Here is a 16177-nt window from a genome sequence, read left to right as displayed (position 1 = left end):
GCAGCCAGCCATGCCGTTTTTTTTATGCGGCGTTACGCTGCTCCAGCTCGACTAGCGAGCGAAACCCCAGAACATCAACCACCAGGCGCTATCGGCGACGGCAAGCGCCGCAATATACGGCAGCATTGCCGCTCCACGCGCAAGGAAGGTGGTCGCATAACGGCTGATCACGCGCCAGCCGAGCCATAGACTCCATAGATTCGCGATCGCAAGCACGGCGATTCTGACGCCCGGCGCCCACTCGAGCGGAATGTGCTCCGCGCGCAGCAGCGAAAGCGTCGTAGCGGACAATCCCAGAAAAACGCCGGCGCCTGCAACGGGGATCAGCGCCTGCGTCAGATGATGCAGCCGCTTGAAATCGAACCGGCCCAGCGCGCGCGTAGCAAGCGACAAACAGACGAGCAGCACGGTGCCATAGACGGCGGCAGTCGCCAGAATGTAGCCGACGATGAGCGCGCCATCGAGCCACGAGAAAACATCGTTTTGTTCAGGGTAGTGAGTCAGCAGGAACCACGGTGCACTCGTGTCGAGCGGCCAGGTGATATCGCGATCGATCAGCCACATGGCAAGCGACTGCTTGATCTGCACAAACCACGGGCTGACCGTCCAGTGAAACGCGCCGATGGCGATCCCGAGCAGGCCATAGAGAATCAGCGCGGTATCCCAGCCGCTCGCGGCATCACGCCCCAACTCCACGACCTCCTGCGACGGCGAACGCCATGACAGCGCAATCGCGTCGCGATGCCCGCTGCACCGACCGCACATATGGCAGGCGGCACCGCCTTTCATATTGCGCAAGGGAACGAGCGGCGCACAATTGATCGGAATCACGCGGTGACCGTGCTCGCCGGCTTTATATGAACGCCGCCACGCGTCTTCATTGACCTTGTAATGAAACGGCGCGAGGCGCGCAAGCAAGGCAAACACACCGTTGACCGGGCACAGGTACCGGCACCACACACGCTTTTCCCGGCCATACAGCAAACCGATCGCGATTGCCGCCACCGTCGAGCCGCCTAGTACGAGCAAAACCGCTCGCGGGTACTGATAGACGCTCACCATCTGTCCGTAGATCGTGGTGAGCCCAAACGCGACAAACGGCCAGCCACCCCAACGCATCCAATGTGGAATGGCGCGTCCTCGCCCATGTTTGCTCGCGAATTCCGACAGTGCGCCTTCGGGACAGAGCACGCCACACCAGAAGCGGCCGAGCATCACCATCGAAAGCAAAACGAACGGCCACCAGATCCCCCAGAAGACGAACTGGGCGGCAAGCGTCAAATTGGTCCAGAGATGAGCAGTGTTGTCGGGCAGCGGCATGCAGGCTGGCACGACAATGAGGAATGCATAGATCGATACGACAACCCATTGCACCGCACGAATGACCGCACCGTGACGCTGCATCCATGCGCCAACTTGCGCGAGCCGACTCGAACCCAACATCGTGACCGCGGGGCTGCTCATACCGGGCGGCCCGCTGTAGTTGCCGGCATGCGGCTCGCGCGGCGCGCAAGCCAACCGACGACCGCCCAATACAAAACGTAGGCGACGAGATTGGTCAACGAAGGATGAGCCCGGTAGCCCGTCAATGCGGCGACGAGCGAGCCGACGGTGCTTGAATCGTCGATCAAAGCCGACGTGTTCCACAGTTGCGCGATACCGAGCGGCAATATCTCCTTGTCGATCAACTTATCGACACCGGTCTGCAGCAAGCCCGCACCGAGCAGCAGCAACATGATCTCGGTAACGCGGAAGAAATGCCGCCACGAGAAGAACCGGCCGCCCAATTGCAGGCAGTAGAACGTGAGAAACGCCAGAGCGAGACCGAGCACGATCGCGAGCACATCGGCGCCGCCGACATGTCCGGACTGCCCGAATCCCAGGCCGTAAAGAAAGATGACCGTTTCGCTGCCTTCGCGGGCAATGGCGAGCGCGACGAGGATCGCGATGCCCCAGCCGTTGCCGTCGCGTGTATGGGTCTGCAGCGAGCGCTCCATGTCGCGCTTCAAGGTGCGCCCGTGCCGCTTCATCCAAAGCACCATCTGCACGATCAGCACGCAGGCGACGAGTACCATGCCCGTCTGGAAGTAATCAGCCGCATCGCCCGAGAGGAATTCGCTGAATCCGACGAGCGCAGCACCCAGCGCGATAGCCGCCAGTACACCCACGCCGACGCCGGCCCAGAGAAACGGCAAAGACCGCCGCGCGGACATATCGCCGTTTTTCAGCCACGCATAGAGGATACCGACGACGAGCAACGCCTCGACGCTTTCCCGCCATACGACGAACAATACCTGCCCCATCCGAACTTCTCCGGCACGCGGCAAACGCGGGTTGCGTCCACCGCGCGCAATGCTCGACTCATCCCACTACTTTGCGACGATCACACCCTGCGCGCTCTGATGGAAATCGTCGAAGAACTTGTACTCCCCGGGCGTCAGCGGCGCGATCACGACGAACGAATCCGCGCCCGGTGCGAGCACCTTTTCCTTGCGCAACTGCACGCTCTCGAACTCGACAGCGCCCTTGCCCGTGTTCCGGATTTCGATCTTGATGCGTTTGCCCGCCGGCACCTCGATGCGCGCCGGCTCGACTTTGCCGTCCGCCATGTCGAGCTTGAATGTCGGCAAGTCTTCCGCATGGACCGAGGCACCGGCCAGCCCGAGAACGACGCCGGCGAGCCATAGACTGAGACGATGAAATTTCATACGTGCAATCCTTCGTCAACGGATCAATATCCGCCCTTCTTGCCGATACCGGCGAACGGGAAGTCGTATTCGATCGTGATCGGCTTGAACCAGGGGCCGACGCCGGTTTCCTTGTCCACATGCCGGCCGAATGCCATATGGCCCGTTTGCATCGGTGGATTGACCACGAGCTTCAGGTGATACTTGCCCGGGCCGGCGAGCTTGACGTTATCGCCATAGTGCGGACCGTCATCGGCCACCATCGGCATGAGGTCGCCCGTCTGCTTGTAGCTCGCACCTGCTTTCGTGAGTTCGTACTTGACCTGCAGGTAGGGCATCCAATCCCCTTCGGCAAAGCCCGTGGGGTTGTTCTTCACAGCGTGGATGTCCGCCTCGAGATGGACGTCAGAATCGGACGCCTTGCGCATCATCCCTTCCGGATCCATCGTGATCGGCTGCAAATAGACGGCGCCGATCTCCATTCCCCCCTCGATCTTTTGCTTGCCGATCGGGTATTCGGCGGCCGACGCCACCGTGGCGACCATCGCGGCAGCCACGATCAGGCCACCGCGCATCCAGGAAGAACGCTGCATTTACACTCCTTCGAAAGACGACCGCGGGCCATTCCGCCCGCGCTGAACTGTGACTCGACGTAATCCGATCGCCGTTCGCATTGCGAAAAGTAACGCGAATGCGAACGATTATCAATTGCGCATAAGTCTAGCATCGTTCCGTCGGACAAACAAACAAAAGAACGACAGCGAAACGTCTCAGTCGCCGCCGACGATGGAGTCCCCGACGTTCGCGCCGAATACGCGGGCGCGGAGCACCGCGAGTTGATCGCGCGCCTGCGCCGCCTTTTCGAATTCGAGATTCTTGGCGTGCTCCATCATCTGCTTCTCGAGCCGTTTGATTTCCTTGGCCAACTGCTTTTCCGACATGTCCTCGAACTTCGCGCGCTGCTGCATTTCCTTGAGCTCGGCACGCGCGTCGTCGGCGTTGTAGACGCCGTCGATGATGTCCTTGATCCGCTTGACCACTCCGCGCGGCGTGATCCCCATGCGTTCGTTGTGAGCCAGTTGCTTTGCGCGCCGACGCTCGGTTTCGTCGATCGCGCGGCGCATGGAATCCGTGATGCGGTCCGCGTAGAGAATCGCACAGCCGTTGACATTGCGTGCCGCCCGCCCGATCGTCTGGATCAGCGAGCGCTCGGCACGCAGGAAGCCTTCCTTGTCCGCATCGAGAATGGCGACGAGCGACACTTCGGGAATGTCGAGCCCCTCGCGCAGCAAATTGATGCCGACGAGGACGTCGAACGTCCCAAGTCGCAGGTCGCGGATGATTTCGACGCGCTCGACCGTATCGATATCGCTGTGCAGGTAGCGGACTTTCACGCCATGGTCGGCCAGAAACTCGGTCAACTGCTCGGCCATCCGTTTGGTCAGCACGGTGACGAGCACGCGTTCGTTCACCGCGACCCGGACATTGATCTCCGAGAGCACGTCATCGACCTGCGTGCGTGCGGGGCGCACCTGCACTGCCGGGTCGACGAGCCCCGTGGGCCGCACGACCTGCTCGACGACCTGCCCGGACGTTTTCCTCTCGTATTCCGCGGGCGTTGCGGTCACGAACATCGCCTGGCGCATCTTGCGCTCGAATTCGTGGAACTTGAGCGGACGATTGTCGAGCGCCGACGGCAGGCGAAAACCGTAATCGACGAGGTTTTCCTTTCGAGCGCGGTCGCCGTTGTACATCCCGTTCAACTGGCCGATCAACACGTGCGATTCGTCGAGAAACATCAGCGCGTCCGACGGGAGATAGTCGACGAGCGTCGGAGGCGGCTCGCCCGGCGCCGCGCCCGAGAAATGCCGCGTATAGTTTTCGATGCCCTTGCAAAAACCGAGCTCCTGCAGCATTTCCAGGTCGAAACGCGTGCGCTGCTCGAGCCGCTGCGCTTCGACGAGCTTGCCGTCGCGATGGAAGAATTCGAGCCGCTCGCGCAGCTCCGCCTTGATCGTCTCCACTGCGCGCATGACGGTCTCGCGCGGCGTCACATAATGCGAGGACGGATAGACGGTAAAGCGCGGGATCTTCTGGCGCACGCGTCCCGTGAGCGGATCGAACAGATGCAGCGATTCGACCTCGTCGTCGAAAAGCTCGATGCGGACTGCCATCTCGGCGTGCTCGGCCGGAAAGACGTCGATGGTGTCGCCCCGTACGCGAAACGCGCCCCGCTGGAAGTCCGCCTCGTTACGGCTGTACTGCATCGCGATCAGCCGCGCGATCACGTCGCGCTGGCCGATCTTGTCGCCCGTGCGCAGTGTCAGGATCATCTGGTGGTATTCGCTCGGATTGCCGATACCGTAGATGGCCGAGACAGTCGCGACGATCACGACATCGCGACGTTCCATCAGGCTCTTGGTGGCCGACAGCCGCATCTGCTCGATGTGTTCGTTGATCGACGAATCCTTTTCGATGAAAAGGTCTCGCTGCGGCACATACGCTTCCGGCTGGTAATAGTCGTAGTAAGAGACGAAGTACTCCACCGCGTTGCGCGGAAAAAACTCGCGAAACTCCGAATACAGCTGCGCGGCAAGCGTCTTGTTGGGCGCGAAGACGATGGCGGGCCGGCCGAGCCGCGCAATCGTGTTGGCCATCGTAAAGGTCTTGCCCGAGCCCGTCACGCCCAGCAACGTCTGATACGACAGGCCGTCGTGGATGCCCTCGACGAGCAAGCGGATCGCCTCCGGCTGGTCGCCGGCCGGCGGATACGGTTGATACAGGTGGAACGGGGAGCCCTCGAACTCGATGAATTTCGATTCGTCGAGTGCATCGGCGGCATGAGGCTGATGTTCGGACATGAGGGAAAAAGGGGCATCGTTCGCCGAAGAAAAAAGCTATTTTAGCGTTTTACGGATAGGCAAGCAGCGGAGCGACCCGACGAGCGCGATATACACGGAAACGAACGCCCGTCCGGCGAAACGCCGCATGCCCGGGCAGAAAAGGCTCCGACGCCGGCCCCGGATTCGTTACAATTACGATCTTCAGCGCTCGCCGTCGGTTCAAGCTCCTGGCCCGTACTCCCGGGCCAACTGCTGCCGGCATGCACGAAGCCGCCGCTTTTCTACTCAGCCGATACAGACCATGTCACTCTTTTCCGCTGTCGAACTGGCCCCCCGTGATCCGATCCTCGGCCTCAACGAAGCCTTCAACGCCGATCCCCGCTCGACGAAGGTCAATCTGGGCGTCGGTGTCTATACCAACGAAGAAGGCAAGATTCCGCTTTTGCGCGCGGTGCGCGAGGCTGAAAAAGCGCGCGTCGAAGCCGCGCTGCCGCGCGGCTACCTGCCGATCGACGGCATCGCCGTCTATGACGCAGCCGTGCAAAAGCTGCTTCTCGGCGAAAGCTCGCCGCTCATCGCAGCCGGGCGCGTCGTGACGGTACAGGCACTCGGCGGTACAGGCGCACTGAAGATCGGTGCGGATTTCCTGAAGCGCGTGGAACCGAACGCGAAGGTCGCCATCAGCGATCCGAGCTGGGAAAATCACCGTGCCCTCTTCGAAAGCGCTGGCTTCGAGGTCGTCGCCTATCCGTACTACGACGCCGCAACACACGGCGTGAATTTTCCGGCGATGCTCGATGCGCTCAACAGCTATCCGGCAGGCACGATCGTCGTGCTGCATGCCTGCTGCCACAATCCGACCGGCGTCGATCTCAGCGAAGCGCAGTGGAAGCAGGTCGTCGAAGTCGTGAAAGCACGCGGGCTCGTACCGTTTCTCGACATCGCGTATCAAGGCTTCGGTGACGGCATCCAGGAAGACGCATTCGCCGTGCGCCTGTTCGCCGAGGCTGAGCTCAACGCATTCGTTTCGTCGTCTTTCTCGAAGTCGTTTTCGCTTTACGGCGAGCGTGTCGGTGCGCTGTCGGTCATCACCACGGGCAAGGACGAGGCTGCGCGCGTATTGTCGCAATTGAAGCGTGTGATCCGCACGAACTACTCGAACCCGCCGACGCATGGCGGCTCCATCGTCGCGAGCGTGCTGGCCACGCCGGCGTTGCGCGCCACGTGGGAAACGGAACTGGGCGAGATGCGCGATCGCATCCGCGCCATGCGCACCGGACTCGTCGAACGCCTGAAGGCTGCCGGCGTCGCGCGAGACTTCGGCTTCGTCAATGCGCAACGCGGCATGTTCTCGTATTCGGGACTCAACGCGGCTCAGGTGGATCGTCTGCGCGAAGAGTTCGGCATCTATGCGGTCGGCACGGGTCGCATCTGCGTCGCCGCCCTCAACATGCGCAACATCGATACGGTGGCAAATGCCATCGCTCATGTGTTGAAGTAATCCAGGCGCTGCCGGCCGCGCCCCCCGTGGGCGGCCCAACGCCCGCTTCGCTGAACGGCACGCTCGCTGCGTGCCGTTTTTTATTGAACGAAAGCGCCGAACCGGCTACCCGCGCTCCCGGGGACAGCTTCGGAGGCACGGCTCACCGCGAGTCGCGGTGGATGTCGTGTGTAACGAAGCCGGCGTCGTTCTCGGGCATATCCAGCCATCCGGGCTGCGCCAGGCTCGCGCGCATATCCTGCAAGCCGCTTTCCCAGTGGAGCCGCATCGTCGAGAGCCCGAACTGATAGTCCTTGTAGTTGCCCTCGAATTCCTTGTCGCGATAGACGAGCTGAAATACGTTATAGCGACGCGAAGTCGCAAGCTCCTCGGCAAGCTTGCACCAAGGATCGTCCCGATGCTCGGGCGATACGCGCGCGAGTACTTCGCGCAGCACATGCCTGAACCGCTGCGAGTGCTGCAGCATATCCGTGACGAGTCTCGTGCGGCTCGAATACTGAATATCCTTGATGCGGCTTTGAACATCGGTGAGCGTATTCGGCGCAGGGCCGCGCGCGCTCCATAGATCAACCTGGAATGCGAGCGTGTCGCGGCGCGGCGTTGTCTGGACGACCTCCGAAAGCGGCGTATTCGACATCAAACCGCCATCCCAGTAAAACTCTCCGTCGATCTCCGTGGCGGCAAAACCGGGCGGCAGCGATGCCGATGCCATGAAGTGCTCGGCCCGCAGCTTCGTATGCTGATTGTCGAAATAGGCGAAGTTACCGGTCTGAACGTTGACAGCCGCCACCGAGACGCGCGTCTCGCCAGAATTGATCCTGTCGAAATCGCACAAACGCTCCAGCGTTGCTTTCAGCGGAGCCGTGTCGTACCAGCTCGCCGTATCGGGCGTGCCGACCGAAAACGGCAACGGCGGCGGCACACGCGGAACGAAAAACCCCTTTTGCCCGTCAACGAGCGCGCTGGCCGCCTGCATGGCGGTGAATGCGGTCCGCACCACCTCTGTCGAATCGAAGAATGCCTGTTCGACCGCGGGCGGCAGCGCCAACCCGTAAGCCGGTTGGCAAATGGTTTCCCAGAATTCTCGCAAGCGCGCGACCCGACGCTCGGGTGCGTTGCCGGCAAGGATCGCGGTGTTGATCGCCCCGATCGAAATGCCGGCTATCCAATTCGGGACGACCCCGGCTTCGTGCAGCGCCTCGTAGACGCCAGCCTGATAAGCGCCGAGCGCACCGCCGCCTTGCAAAACCAGCGCGATCGTCTCATAGGGCGGCAACGCAATGCGTGGCCGTTCGGCTGTTTCCTGCTCCCGTGCGCGCACATGTCCCTCTCGGGACGGAGATTGCGTCTGCGCGTGCAACGGCTGAGCGTTGTGCTCCGCCATCGTGGCTCCTTTTTTTTCAGTGCATGTGCCAACCGTGGCTGAGAACGATCGATTGACCCGTCAGGACCGCATTGGGGAACGCTGCAAGGAACAATGCGGTTTGCGCGACGTCCTCGACCGTCGTGAAAACGCCGTCCACGGTCTGCCCCAGCATGACCCGCTTGACAACCTCCTCCTCGCTGATCCCGAGCTCCTTCGCTTGCTCGGGAATCTGCTTGTCGACGAGCGGCGTACGCACGAAGCCAGGACAAATCACATGCGAGCGCACGTTGTGCGGAGCGCCTTCTTTCGCCAGCACGCGCGCCAGTCCGAGCAAGGCATGCTTGGCGGCGACGTAAGCCGATTTCAGCGGCGAAGCCTCGTGCGAATGGACCGAGCCCATGTAGATGACCACACCGCCGCGATTGTCGCGATACATATGCTTGAGGGCCGCTTTCGTTGTCAGGAATGCGCCGTCCACGTGGATCGCCTGCATTTTCTTCCAATCGGCGAACGAGTAGCTTTCGATTGGATTGACGATCTGGATGCCGGCGTTCGACACCAGAATATCGACCGAACCGAACCGCTCGGCCACTGCATCGATGCCTTGGGTGACAGCGGCTTCGTCGGTCACGTCCATCGCAAGCGCAAGCGCTTTGCCGCCGGCTTTTTCGATCTCCTCCACCACGGCCTGCGCCCCGGCGATGTTCAAATCGGCAATGCCGACGGCTGCTCCATTCGCAGCGAACGTCAGCGCGATGCTTTTGCCAATGCCGCTTGCCGCGCCTGTCACGACCGCGGCCTTACCGCTCAAATTGCTATTCAACGAGGACATTCAGATCTCCATCGACTCGAGCACAATGACACCATGACGCACGATGCGGGACAACCTGGCCGAATGGCATATGCCGTCCGGTCGACTCGCGCGCCAGGATCGACTTCGCTATTGTGCATGAAGGGACGGCCGGCGCGTGGCGATTTGCTCGACGGCGCCGGATCGCCGCTCGAACTCCGAGCGCCGCACTCGAACCTGCACGGGAATCGCTCGCGTACAATGACGCGCCCGTTTGCAGGACGCAATGCGGCGCACCCATACGCTGTCGGCGCGAGTCTCGTGTCGCGGTTCAACTCTCGTTCGATTTGCCATGCTCAGCTATCGCCATGCGTTTCACGCCGGCAATCACGCCGATGTCCTCAAGCACGCTGTCGTCGTACAGTTGCTGCGCTATCTTGGCCAAAAAGAAAAGCCCTACTGGTACATCGATACGCATGCCGGTGCGGGCGTCTATGCGTTGACCGAAGGCTACGCGGCCAAGACCGCCGAATTCGAAACGGGCATAGCCCGACTGTGGAATCGCAACGACTTGCCAGCCGCGCTTGCCGATTACGTCGAGCAAGTGAGCGCCATCAATGCCGATGGCAATCTGCGCCTTTACCCCGGCTCGCCCTATCTGGCCTGGCGCTTGATGCGCCCTCAGGACCGCATGCGCCTATTCGAACTGCATAGCACGGAGATCGAGGTGCTGCGTCATAACTTCCGCGACGCGGGCCGTCGCGCGATGCTCTACGCCGGGGACGGATTCGAAGGCATCAAGGCCCTGCTGCCGCCCGCACCGCGGCGCGCGCTCGTGCTGATCGATCCGTCCTATGAAGACAAGCGCGACTATGCGCGCGCAATAACGTGCCTCGAGGAAAGCCTCGCCCGATTCGCCACGGGCGTGTACGCGGTCTGGTATCCGCAGGTGGTACGCCCGGAGTCGCAGCGGTTCCCGGAGCAGCTGAAGCGCCTGCAAAGCACGGACTGGCTACATGTGAGCTTGACTGTAAGCCGGCCGCCATCGGACGGCTTCGGGCTGTACGGCAGCGGAATGTTCGTTCTCAATCCGCCCTATACGCTCGCGGCGTCAGTGCGGGAGATGTTGCCGTTTCTGAAGGATGTGCTGAACGAGGACGGCGAAGCGCGCTTCGAGATCGAAGCGCGCGTGTCGTAGCGCGTCACTGCCCTGCGGCCGGGCGCGGCCGGTACACGGCGCGCCGATCCGACGCACCGGGCAATTCAATGTAAGGTGCAACCACGATAGGCTGCTGGGCTTGAGGCGCCATCTCCGGCAGCGTGGCCGTGGGCTGCGTGGGCACCATCGCCTGGCGCGCAAGCGGAGCGTTTTGCAGTACAACGCCGCTTCTGCCGTCGTGGATGCCGGTTTGAGTATCGAGCACGACGGGTGCGCGGTCCGAGTCCGCCAGAACGGGGCTCGCTACAACGGCAATCGAGAGTCCGGCCGCCGCCGCGAGTGAACGCGCAGGCGCGGAGAAAAAAGAAATGAGGTGCATGGAGAACTATCCACAAGGCGCGCGACGCAAAACGCGTACGCGACGCTCACACCTTAGCGCGGCCCGGACATTCCGGCTACCGGAAACGCGCGAAACACCGGGTCGAGCCAACGCCGATTGTGATGATCGTCCTCGGCGAGCTGGGAGCACTCAATGCTGCCCCGCTTGCTGCGACTACACAATTACAGCGTATAGCCGTTGCTTTCGAGGGCGCGCAGGCGCTTTTCGAGATCGACGACATCGGACGACGAGGCGAGATATGCTTCGCGGCGGGTGCGTTCGGCCGATTCGAACCAGTTGCTGAGCTTTTCGATGATATAGGCGAGCATGACGTTTCTCCGGGGTCGGGAAACCGCTGCCGAAGCTAGGGATTTCCCGCAAAAGGGTTAACCCGGATTATATAGTGATCACGGAAAGTCGCCAGTGAAATGCACGAATGACGTGCATTCCGCTATGGAATGGTGCCGGCAGCCGTCTTTTTCGTCGAGAATGCACCTTGACGGTGCAACCGGCGTGCGAGCGTCGTTTCCCAGCCTCACACGACCTTTGCGGCAAACGTCGAGTGGCTTTCTTGAAATGCGACGGGATCCTCGCTCGCGAGTTCCTCGAGGATCGGGCAGTCGGGGCGCGCGTCGCCGTGACAATGGCGCGCGAGGTGCGCCAAAACGTCTCGCATCTCTTTGAGTTCGGCAATGCGCCTGTCCAGTTCGCCGACGTGTTCCAGTGCGATCGCCTTGACCTCGGAGCTTGCACGGGATCGATCGTGCCAGAGGGCCACCAGCTTCCGGATATCTTCGACGAGAAAACCCAAACGCCGCGCCTGACGAATGAACCGCAACGTATGCACCTCGGCCGGACCGTAAAGCCGATAACCGGATTCGGTGCGGCCCCGGGGTGCGAGCAACCCGACCTGCTCGTAATAGCGGATCATTTTTGCGCTCACGCCCGACGCGCGCGCAGCTTCGCCGATATTCATCGATACCTCCCGATTCGTGAAGACAGCGTATACCTTCCCACTATGGCAAGGTATACGCTCGATGCAAGCGTGACGATGACCGGCAACGATCCGGCGTTCGCGCTTCGAACCCACTTACATCGAAGGGACACCGAATGATCGAATTCCATGTCGAAGGCATGAGCTGCCAGCATTGCGTTTCAGCTGTCACCCAAGCGGTGCAGGCGGTCGATGCCGACGCACAGGTCGACGTCGACCTTGCGGGGGGACGTGTGCGGGTCGCGTCGAGCGCAGATATCGGGACGCTGACTGCCGCGATCGATGAAGCCGGCTATGCGGTCCAGGAAGCAAAGACCGTCGCCGATCCGGGCTGAGACACCGCATGTTTACAGTCGCGGTGATCGGCGGCTCGGGGCTGGTCGGCCGGGCCGTCATGGAAACGCTGGCCGAGCGGGCGGACTGGCGCGTGATCGGCACCGCTCATCGTCGAGCGGGAGGCGCGCTGATGTCCCTCGACATCCGGGACGCAGCGGCCATCGACGCGTTCATGGCGCGAACATCGCCGGACGCCGTCGTCATTGCGGCAGCTGAGCGGCGCCCCGATGTTTGCGAAAGCGATCCGGCACTCGCTCGCGCGCTCAACGTCGACGCGGTCCGGGCGATCGCATCGGCCGGACGGCGCCACGATGCGTGGGTCTTGTCGATCTCGACCGATTACGTGTTCGACGGCACGAGGCCGCCGTACCGCGTAGACGATCCGCCCTGCCCGCTCAACGCCTACGGCCGCAGCAAGCTCGACGGAGAGCGCGCGCTGGCGCAGGCCACGGATTTCGGCTGTGTGCTTCGTCTACCGTTGCTTTTCGGCCACACAACGGACTTGAGCGAATCGGCGGTGACGAGCCTCGTGCCGGCTGTCGTCGCATCCGCCAAGGCAGGCGCGCCCGCCGCTCGCATGGATGCCTGGGCGACACGCTACCCCACGTTCACCGGCGATGTGGCTTACGTGATTCGCGGCCTGCTGGAGCGGGCGGCAAGCGGGGCCGCCGTATGCGGCCGCGCCCATTGGTCCGGTGACGAGCCGATGACCAAATTCGATATCGCGGTGCGAATCGCCCGCACCCTGAGGCTCGATGCGCGCCTCGAGCCGGTGGCATCGAGCGTCGATTCCACGCCGCGGCCACGCGACTGCCATCTCGACGCAAGTCGGCTCGAAGCGCTCGGGATCGGGCGCCGCACGCCATTCGATGACGCGCTCGAATGGGTGCTGGAACGATATCTCGCCCTGCACCCCGATGCGTCGACTTGATACTGTATAAAAACACAGTATCATTGACACACGCGCCGACGAACGCACCGCCCGGCATTTTTGCTCGCGTACTTCCGTAATTGCATGGCGACTTCGTAGGGGCCGGGTGCCAAACACTACGAAATACCGGGCTACACATCGCCAGCGCGCTCAATACAATCCTTTTCATGAGGGCGAGTCGCTTCGACGAGCTGCCTCAACCGCGTGCTGTTCGCGCGCTGCGGCTCGGCGCCACAAGCGACGTGCCTCGGCCCATATAGGAATTCCGCATGTCTTACCTCGAGGTAGTGGAAGAAGGCGAAGATCTCGAACCGCTCCCACCCGCGCCGGCGCGTCGGACGGGCTCCGCGATGCTCCGGGAGATCGCGCCGCGTTGCGATACGCGGTATTTCGACGAAGCGGCGCTGTCTCCGTTAGCCCGCGCCGACGGTGCGGCGGATTCGACGTTTCTCGCGGCCGAACTCAGTGCGGCGCGAACGGCGGAGGAACGGATCCGGATGATCCGCGGGGTACTTCACATCGTGGGCTTCAGAGGCCTTGGCTACGCAGCCTTGAAACTCAATGCCCAGGCCCAGGCCGAGCGCGCTTATTTGCTACGCGATTACCTGGCGAGCGATTTGTTGCCGAAGGCGCTCGAGGGCGGCTACTTCCTCCGGGATCCGCAAATGCGGCGTGCACTCGACTCGAGCCGGCTTCATGTCTGGGACATCCGTTCGATCCTGGACGCGTCGCGTAACGACGCCCTCGACCCGCAGGTCCGTCGCCACTTCGACGAGCTTCGTGCGCACGGCCTCGCCAGCGGCCTGGCATTCGGGTTACCGATCTCGCAAACGCCGATGCGTGCAATCATCGTTTTTGCAGGGGCGCCGGAGCACTGCGAATGGATCACGGACAGCGTCATCGCGCAGGCCATTGGACTCGGTCTGTCGTTGCACCAACGCTGCTCGGCCTACATCCAGGCCATGTGCAGGCGCGAGGCCACAAACGGGCTGTCCGAGCTGCAGCAACGGATCTTGTCGGCGGTCGTGGCGGGGCTGTCCGATAAGGCCATCGCAGCGCGCTTCGATACGACCGTGCACAACGTCGACTATCACTTGCGGCAACTGCGCGAGAAGCTGGGCGCGCGTAATCGCAGCCAGCTCGCCTATCTCGCCGGACGGCTTCAGGCGGCTTGACTCGCGCGGGCGCGCTAAACGCCGCTTAACCTTCCCAACCCCAGCGCGCAGCGCGGTACACGAGCTGCGCGCGGTTCTCGACGCCGAACATCTTTTGCAGCGCCCGCACGTGGGACGCCACCTTGTGCAGCGAACTCGCCGTTGCGGTGGCGATCTCCTGATCCGACAGCCCTTTGAGGAGCCGCTCGAGAACCGCGGCCTGATCTGCGCTCAACATGAGCTCCCGCGCGCGCCGGACGCAAGCGTCGATATAAGGCTGCACGATGCGGTGCACGGTCAGGGCGATCGTCAATGCGCCCCCCACGGTGCGATCGTTGATCCACCCGATCTCGTGCGCTCGCGAGGTCAGATTGACCGCTACGCGCAAATCGGGCTGCGGTGCCGGCAAGCCGAGCGTCAATCCCGCGTTCATTTCATGCGACCGCAGGCTGTTTGAAAGCATGCGCGCCCGCGAGTCTCCGGTCCGCTCTGCGTACGCTGTGACCTGCCCCGCCTGCCATGTAGCCGGCAATCCGCTTTGCCACAGCGCGGCAAAACGCGGATCGCTTTCGTACAACCGGTGTTTCCAATAAAGGCGAGAGAACGAGATATCGGCTAAATCGCTCATCGAATAGATGCGCAACACGCGTCGGCCTATCATTTCGAACGCGCCGTAATTGAGCATGTGAAACCCCATGTGCAATAGGCGTTCGTGACAACCGAGCAGATCCGATGCGGCACGGTCGACATCGGCGCTTGCGTCGATCTCGTGCAGATGAGCGAGCGCGTCGGCCTGCGAAAACCATATGAGCGTCGGGAATTCGTCGACATCTGTCATCAGGGTACGCCTCGCGTGCCGATATGCGATTTTCTGATTATCATTACCATAAGTTACACGCACTGACCGGCACCACCGTGCCGCGTTACGTGGCGCGCAACGCGACTCTCGACCGGAGGCTCATCGATGCATCACGCCGCATTGCGCGAGGACGCGTCGTCGTTCCCGCCCTCACGTCGTTCATTGGACGCTCAGCAGTCCGAAACGCCAACTTCGCAGCAACATCCGATCGATGTGATCTGGTGCAACGACCCGCGACAAACGAGTGCGGACGATCAACCTTGCCCGTCCCTCGGTATCGCCGGCGCGCTGGCCAGCGCGCGCACCGCTGCAGAGCGCAATCGCATGATCAACGGCCTCTTGCATCTGGTCGGTTTTTCGACGTTTGCCTATTTCGCATTGGAGAGCAACGTCAAGCAAGCCGAGCGGCTCTTCCTGCATGAGGCGTTCGTGCCTCCCACCTATCGCGGCGACTACGTGAAGCAAGGCTATCACGAGATCGATCCGCGCACGCTCGCTGCGCGGCGCGCCAATGCGCCGATGGTGTGGGACTTGTACCATCTGCGCGAGCAAAGCATCGGATCGAGCATCGGCACCCCGGAAGATCGAGCAGTCGACGGCTTTCTGAGCACCATGCGCGATGACGGTATGTGCAGCGGCCTGATGTTCGCCATGCCCATCCCCGGCACGCGCTTGAGCGCCTTCATGAGCTTCACCGCACCGCGCCGCTCGCGGGACTGGATCACGTCGGCAACGGTCGAGCAATCGTTGTCGATCGCGCTGTCGGTCCACGCGTTTGCCTTGCCGCAATTGACCGCGGCCTCGCGCAGCTGTGCGACGAATAGTTTGACGCCATTCGAGCGCGAATTGCTGATGGGTATTGCCGAAGGTGCGTCCGACAAGGAAATCGGCCGCCGCCTGGACACGAGCGCACACAATGTCGATTACCACCTGCGCAAGCTACGCAAGCGTTTCGGCGTAGCGAATCGCATCGAACTCACCTACCTCACCTCCAAGCTCGAGTTGATTTAAGCCGTCACGGCAAGAAGCGGCGTTCGTACGCGCGCTTCCCCACGCCGGTCCATACCGGCCGCGGCCGACCTCGTTAGGACTCCCAACCATTACGTCGAGTCTCGCACGCCGCCTGGCCGTGCGTCGGGCCACCCCGCGTCGGGCTCGGGTCCAGGATGGCGGCTTCC

General features: G+C 62.2%; 17 protein-coding genes. 6 read left to right on the top strand and 11 right to left on the bottom strand.

Annotated features, from left to right (window positions below; translation table 11 throughout):
- Positions 1-51: 51 nt before the first annotated feature.
- The 5 genes from VGL01_RS20185 to uvrB all read right to left on the bottom strand — a co-directional run bounded on the left by VGL01_RS20185 (position 52) and on the right by uvrB (position 5548).
- Positions 52-1443 (bottom strand): 4Fe-4S binding protein, encoded by a 1392-nt coding sequence (locus VGL01_RS20185; RefSeq protein ID WP_414720310.1) that lies wholly within the window; start codon positions 1441-1443, stop codon positions 52-54.
- Between the two features lie 17 nt (positions 1444-1460).
- On the bottom strand, positions 1461-2303 hold the full coding sequence (locus VGL01_RS20180) for an FTR1 family iron permease (RefSeq protein WP_331572458.1): 843 nt from the start codon (positions 2301-2303) through the stop codon (positions 1461-1463).
- A 66-nt stretch (positions 2304-2369) separates the two neighbouring features.
- Positions 2370-2708, bottom strand: coding sequence for a cupredoxin domain-containing protein (locus VGL01_RS20175; RefSeq protein WP_331572456.1), 339 nt, complete (start codon positions 2706-2708; stop codon positions 2370-2372).
- Positions 2709-2731: 23 nt separating this feature from the next.
- Positions 2732-3280 (bottom strand): iron transporter, encoded by a 549-nt coding sequence (locus VGL01_RS20170; protein WP_331572454.1) that lies wholly within the window; start codon positions 3278-3280, stop codon positions 2732-2734.
- A gap of 177 nt (positions 3281-3457) precedes the next feature.
- Positions 3458-5548: an excinuclease ABC subunit UvrB gene (uvrB, locus tag VGL01_RS20165; RefSeq protein ID WP_331572452.1), complete on the bottom strand. Its 2091-nt coding sequence runs from the start codon at positions 5546-5548 to the stop codon at positions 3458-3460.
- A gap of 283 nt (positions 5549-5831) precedes the next feature.
- On the opposite strand from uvrB, the gene VGL01_RS20160 reads away from it, so the two are divergent.
- Positions 5832-7031 (top strand): amino acid aminotransferase, encoded by a 1200-nt coding sequence (locus VGL01_RS20160; RefSeq protein WP_331572450.1) that lies wholly within the window; start codon positions 5832-5834, stop codon positions 7029-7031.
- Between the two features lie 142 nt (positions 7032-7173).
- Here VGL01_RS20160 and VGL01_RS20155 read toward each other — a convergent pair whose 3' ends face one another.
- Together VGL01_RS20155 and VGL01_RS20150 are read right to left on the bottom strand one after the other, a co-directional pair.
- The gene (locus VGL01_RS20155) at positions 7174-8415 is read right to left on the bottom strand and encodes a patatin-like phospholipase family protein (protein ID WP_331572448.1); all 1242 of its coding nucleotides are present in this window, start codon (positions 8413-8415) and stop codon (positions 7174-7176) included.
- 16 nt (positions 8416-8431) lie between these two features.
- The gene (locus VGL01_RS20150) at positions 8432-9229 is read right to left on the bottom strand and encodes a 3-hydroxybutyrate dehydrogenase (protein ID WP_331572446.1); all 798 of its coding nucleotides are present in this window, start codon (positions 9227-9229) and stop codon (positions 8432-8434) included.
- A 310-nt stretch (positions 9230-9539) separates the two neighbouring features.
- Between VGL01_RS20150 and VGL01_RS20145 the strand changes: the two genes are divergently transcribed.
- The gene (locus VGL01_RS20145; RefSeq protein ID WP_331572444.1) at positions 9540-10385 is read left to right on the top strand and encodes a 23S rRNA (adenine(2030)-N(6))-methyltransferase RlmJ; all 846 of its coding nucleotides are present in this window, start codon (positions 9540-9542) and stop codon (positions 10383-10385) included.
- A gap of 4 nt (positions 10386-10389) precedes the next feature.
- Here the strand turns inward: VGL01_RS20145 and VGL01_RS20140 are convergent, their stop codons facing one another.
- From VGL01_RS20140 to cueR, 3 genes are all read right to left on the bottom strand, one after another.
- Complete coding sequence (locus VGL01_RS20140; protein WP_331572442.1) at positions 10390-10725, bottom strand: hypothetical protein; 336 nt, start codon at positions 10723-10725, stop codon at positions 10390-10392.
- 182 nt (positions 10726-10907) lie between these two features.
- Positions 10908-11054, bottom strand: a complete 147-nt coding sequence (locus VGL01_RS20135; RefSeq protein WP_331572440.1) for a DUF3563 family protein — start codon at positions 11052-11054, stop codon at positions 10908-10910.
- 206 nt (positions 11055-11260) lie between these two features.
- Positions 11261-11701: a Cu(I)-responsive transcriptional regulator gene (gene cueR / locus VGL01_RS20130; RefSeq protein WP_331572438.1), complete on the bottom strand. Its 441-nt coding sequence runs from the start codon at positions 11699-11701 to the stop codon at positions 11261-11263.
- Positions 11702-11835: 134 nt separating this feature from the next.
- On the opposite strand from cueR, the gene VGL01_RS20125 reads away from it, so the two are divergent.
- The 3 genes from VGL01_RS20125 (at position 11836) to VGL01_RS20115 (ending at position 14161) form a co-directional block, all read left to right on the top strand.
- Positions 11836-12054: a heavy-metal-associated domain-containing protein gene (locus VGL01_RS20125; RefSeq protein ID WP_331572436.1), complete on the top strand. Its 219-nt coding sequence runs from the start codon at positions 11836-11838 to the stop codon at positions 12052-12054.
- 8 nt (positions 12055-12062) lie between these two features.
- Positions 12063-12986, top strand: a complete 924-nt coding sequence (locus VGL01_RS20120) for an SDR family oxidoreductase (protein WP_331572434.1) — start codon at positions 12063-12065, stop codon at positions 12984-12986.
- Positions 12987-13255: 269 nt separating this feature from the next.
- Positions 13256-14161, top strand: coding sequence for a helix-turn-helix transcriptional regulator (locus VGL01_RS20115; protein WP_331572432.1), 906 nt, complete (start codon positions 13256-13258; stop codon positions 14159-14161).
- Positions 14162-14186: 25 nt separating this feature from the next.
- On the opposite strand, the gene VGL01_RS20110 is transcribed toward VGL01_RS20115, so the two are convergent.
- The gene (locus VGL01_RS20110; RefSeq protein WP_331572430.1) at positions 14187-14978 is read right to left on the bottom strand and encodes a helix-turn-helix transcriptional regulator; all 792 of its coding nucleotides are present in this window, start codon (positions 14976-14978) and stop codon (positions 14187-14189) included.
- Between the two features lie 126 nt (positions 14979-15104).
- Between VGL01_RS20110 and VGL01_RS20105 the strand changes: the two genes are divergently transcribed.
- Positions 15105-16010 (top strand): LuxR family transcriptional regulator, encoded by a 906-nt coding sequence (locus VGL01_RS20105; RefSeq protein WP_331572428.1) that lies wholly within the window; start codon positions 15105-15107, stop codon positions 16008-16010.
- Positions 16011-16177: the final 167 nt, after the last annotated feature.

The sequence above is a fragment of the Trinickia sp. genome, from assembly GCF_036503415.1.
Taxonomy (GTDB): domain Bacteria; phylum Pseudomonadota; class Gammaproteobacteria; order Burkholderiales; family Burkholderiaceae; genus Trinickia.
This window is presented reverse-complemented; position numbering and strand designations above follow the sequence as displayed.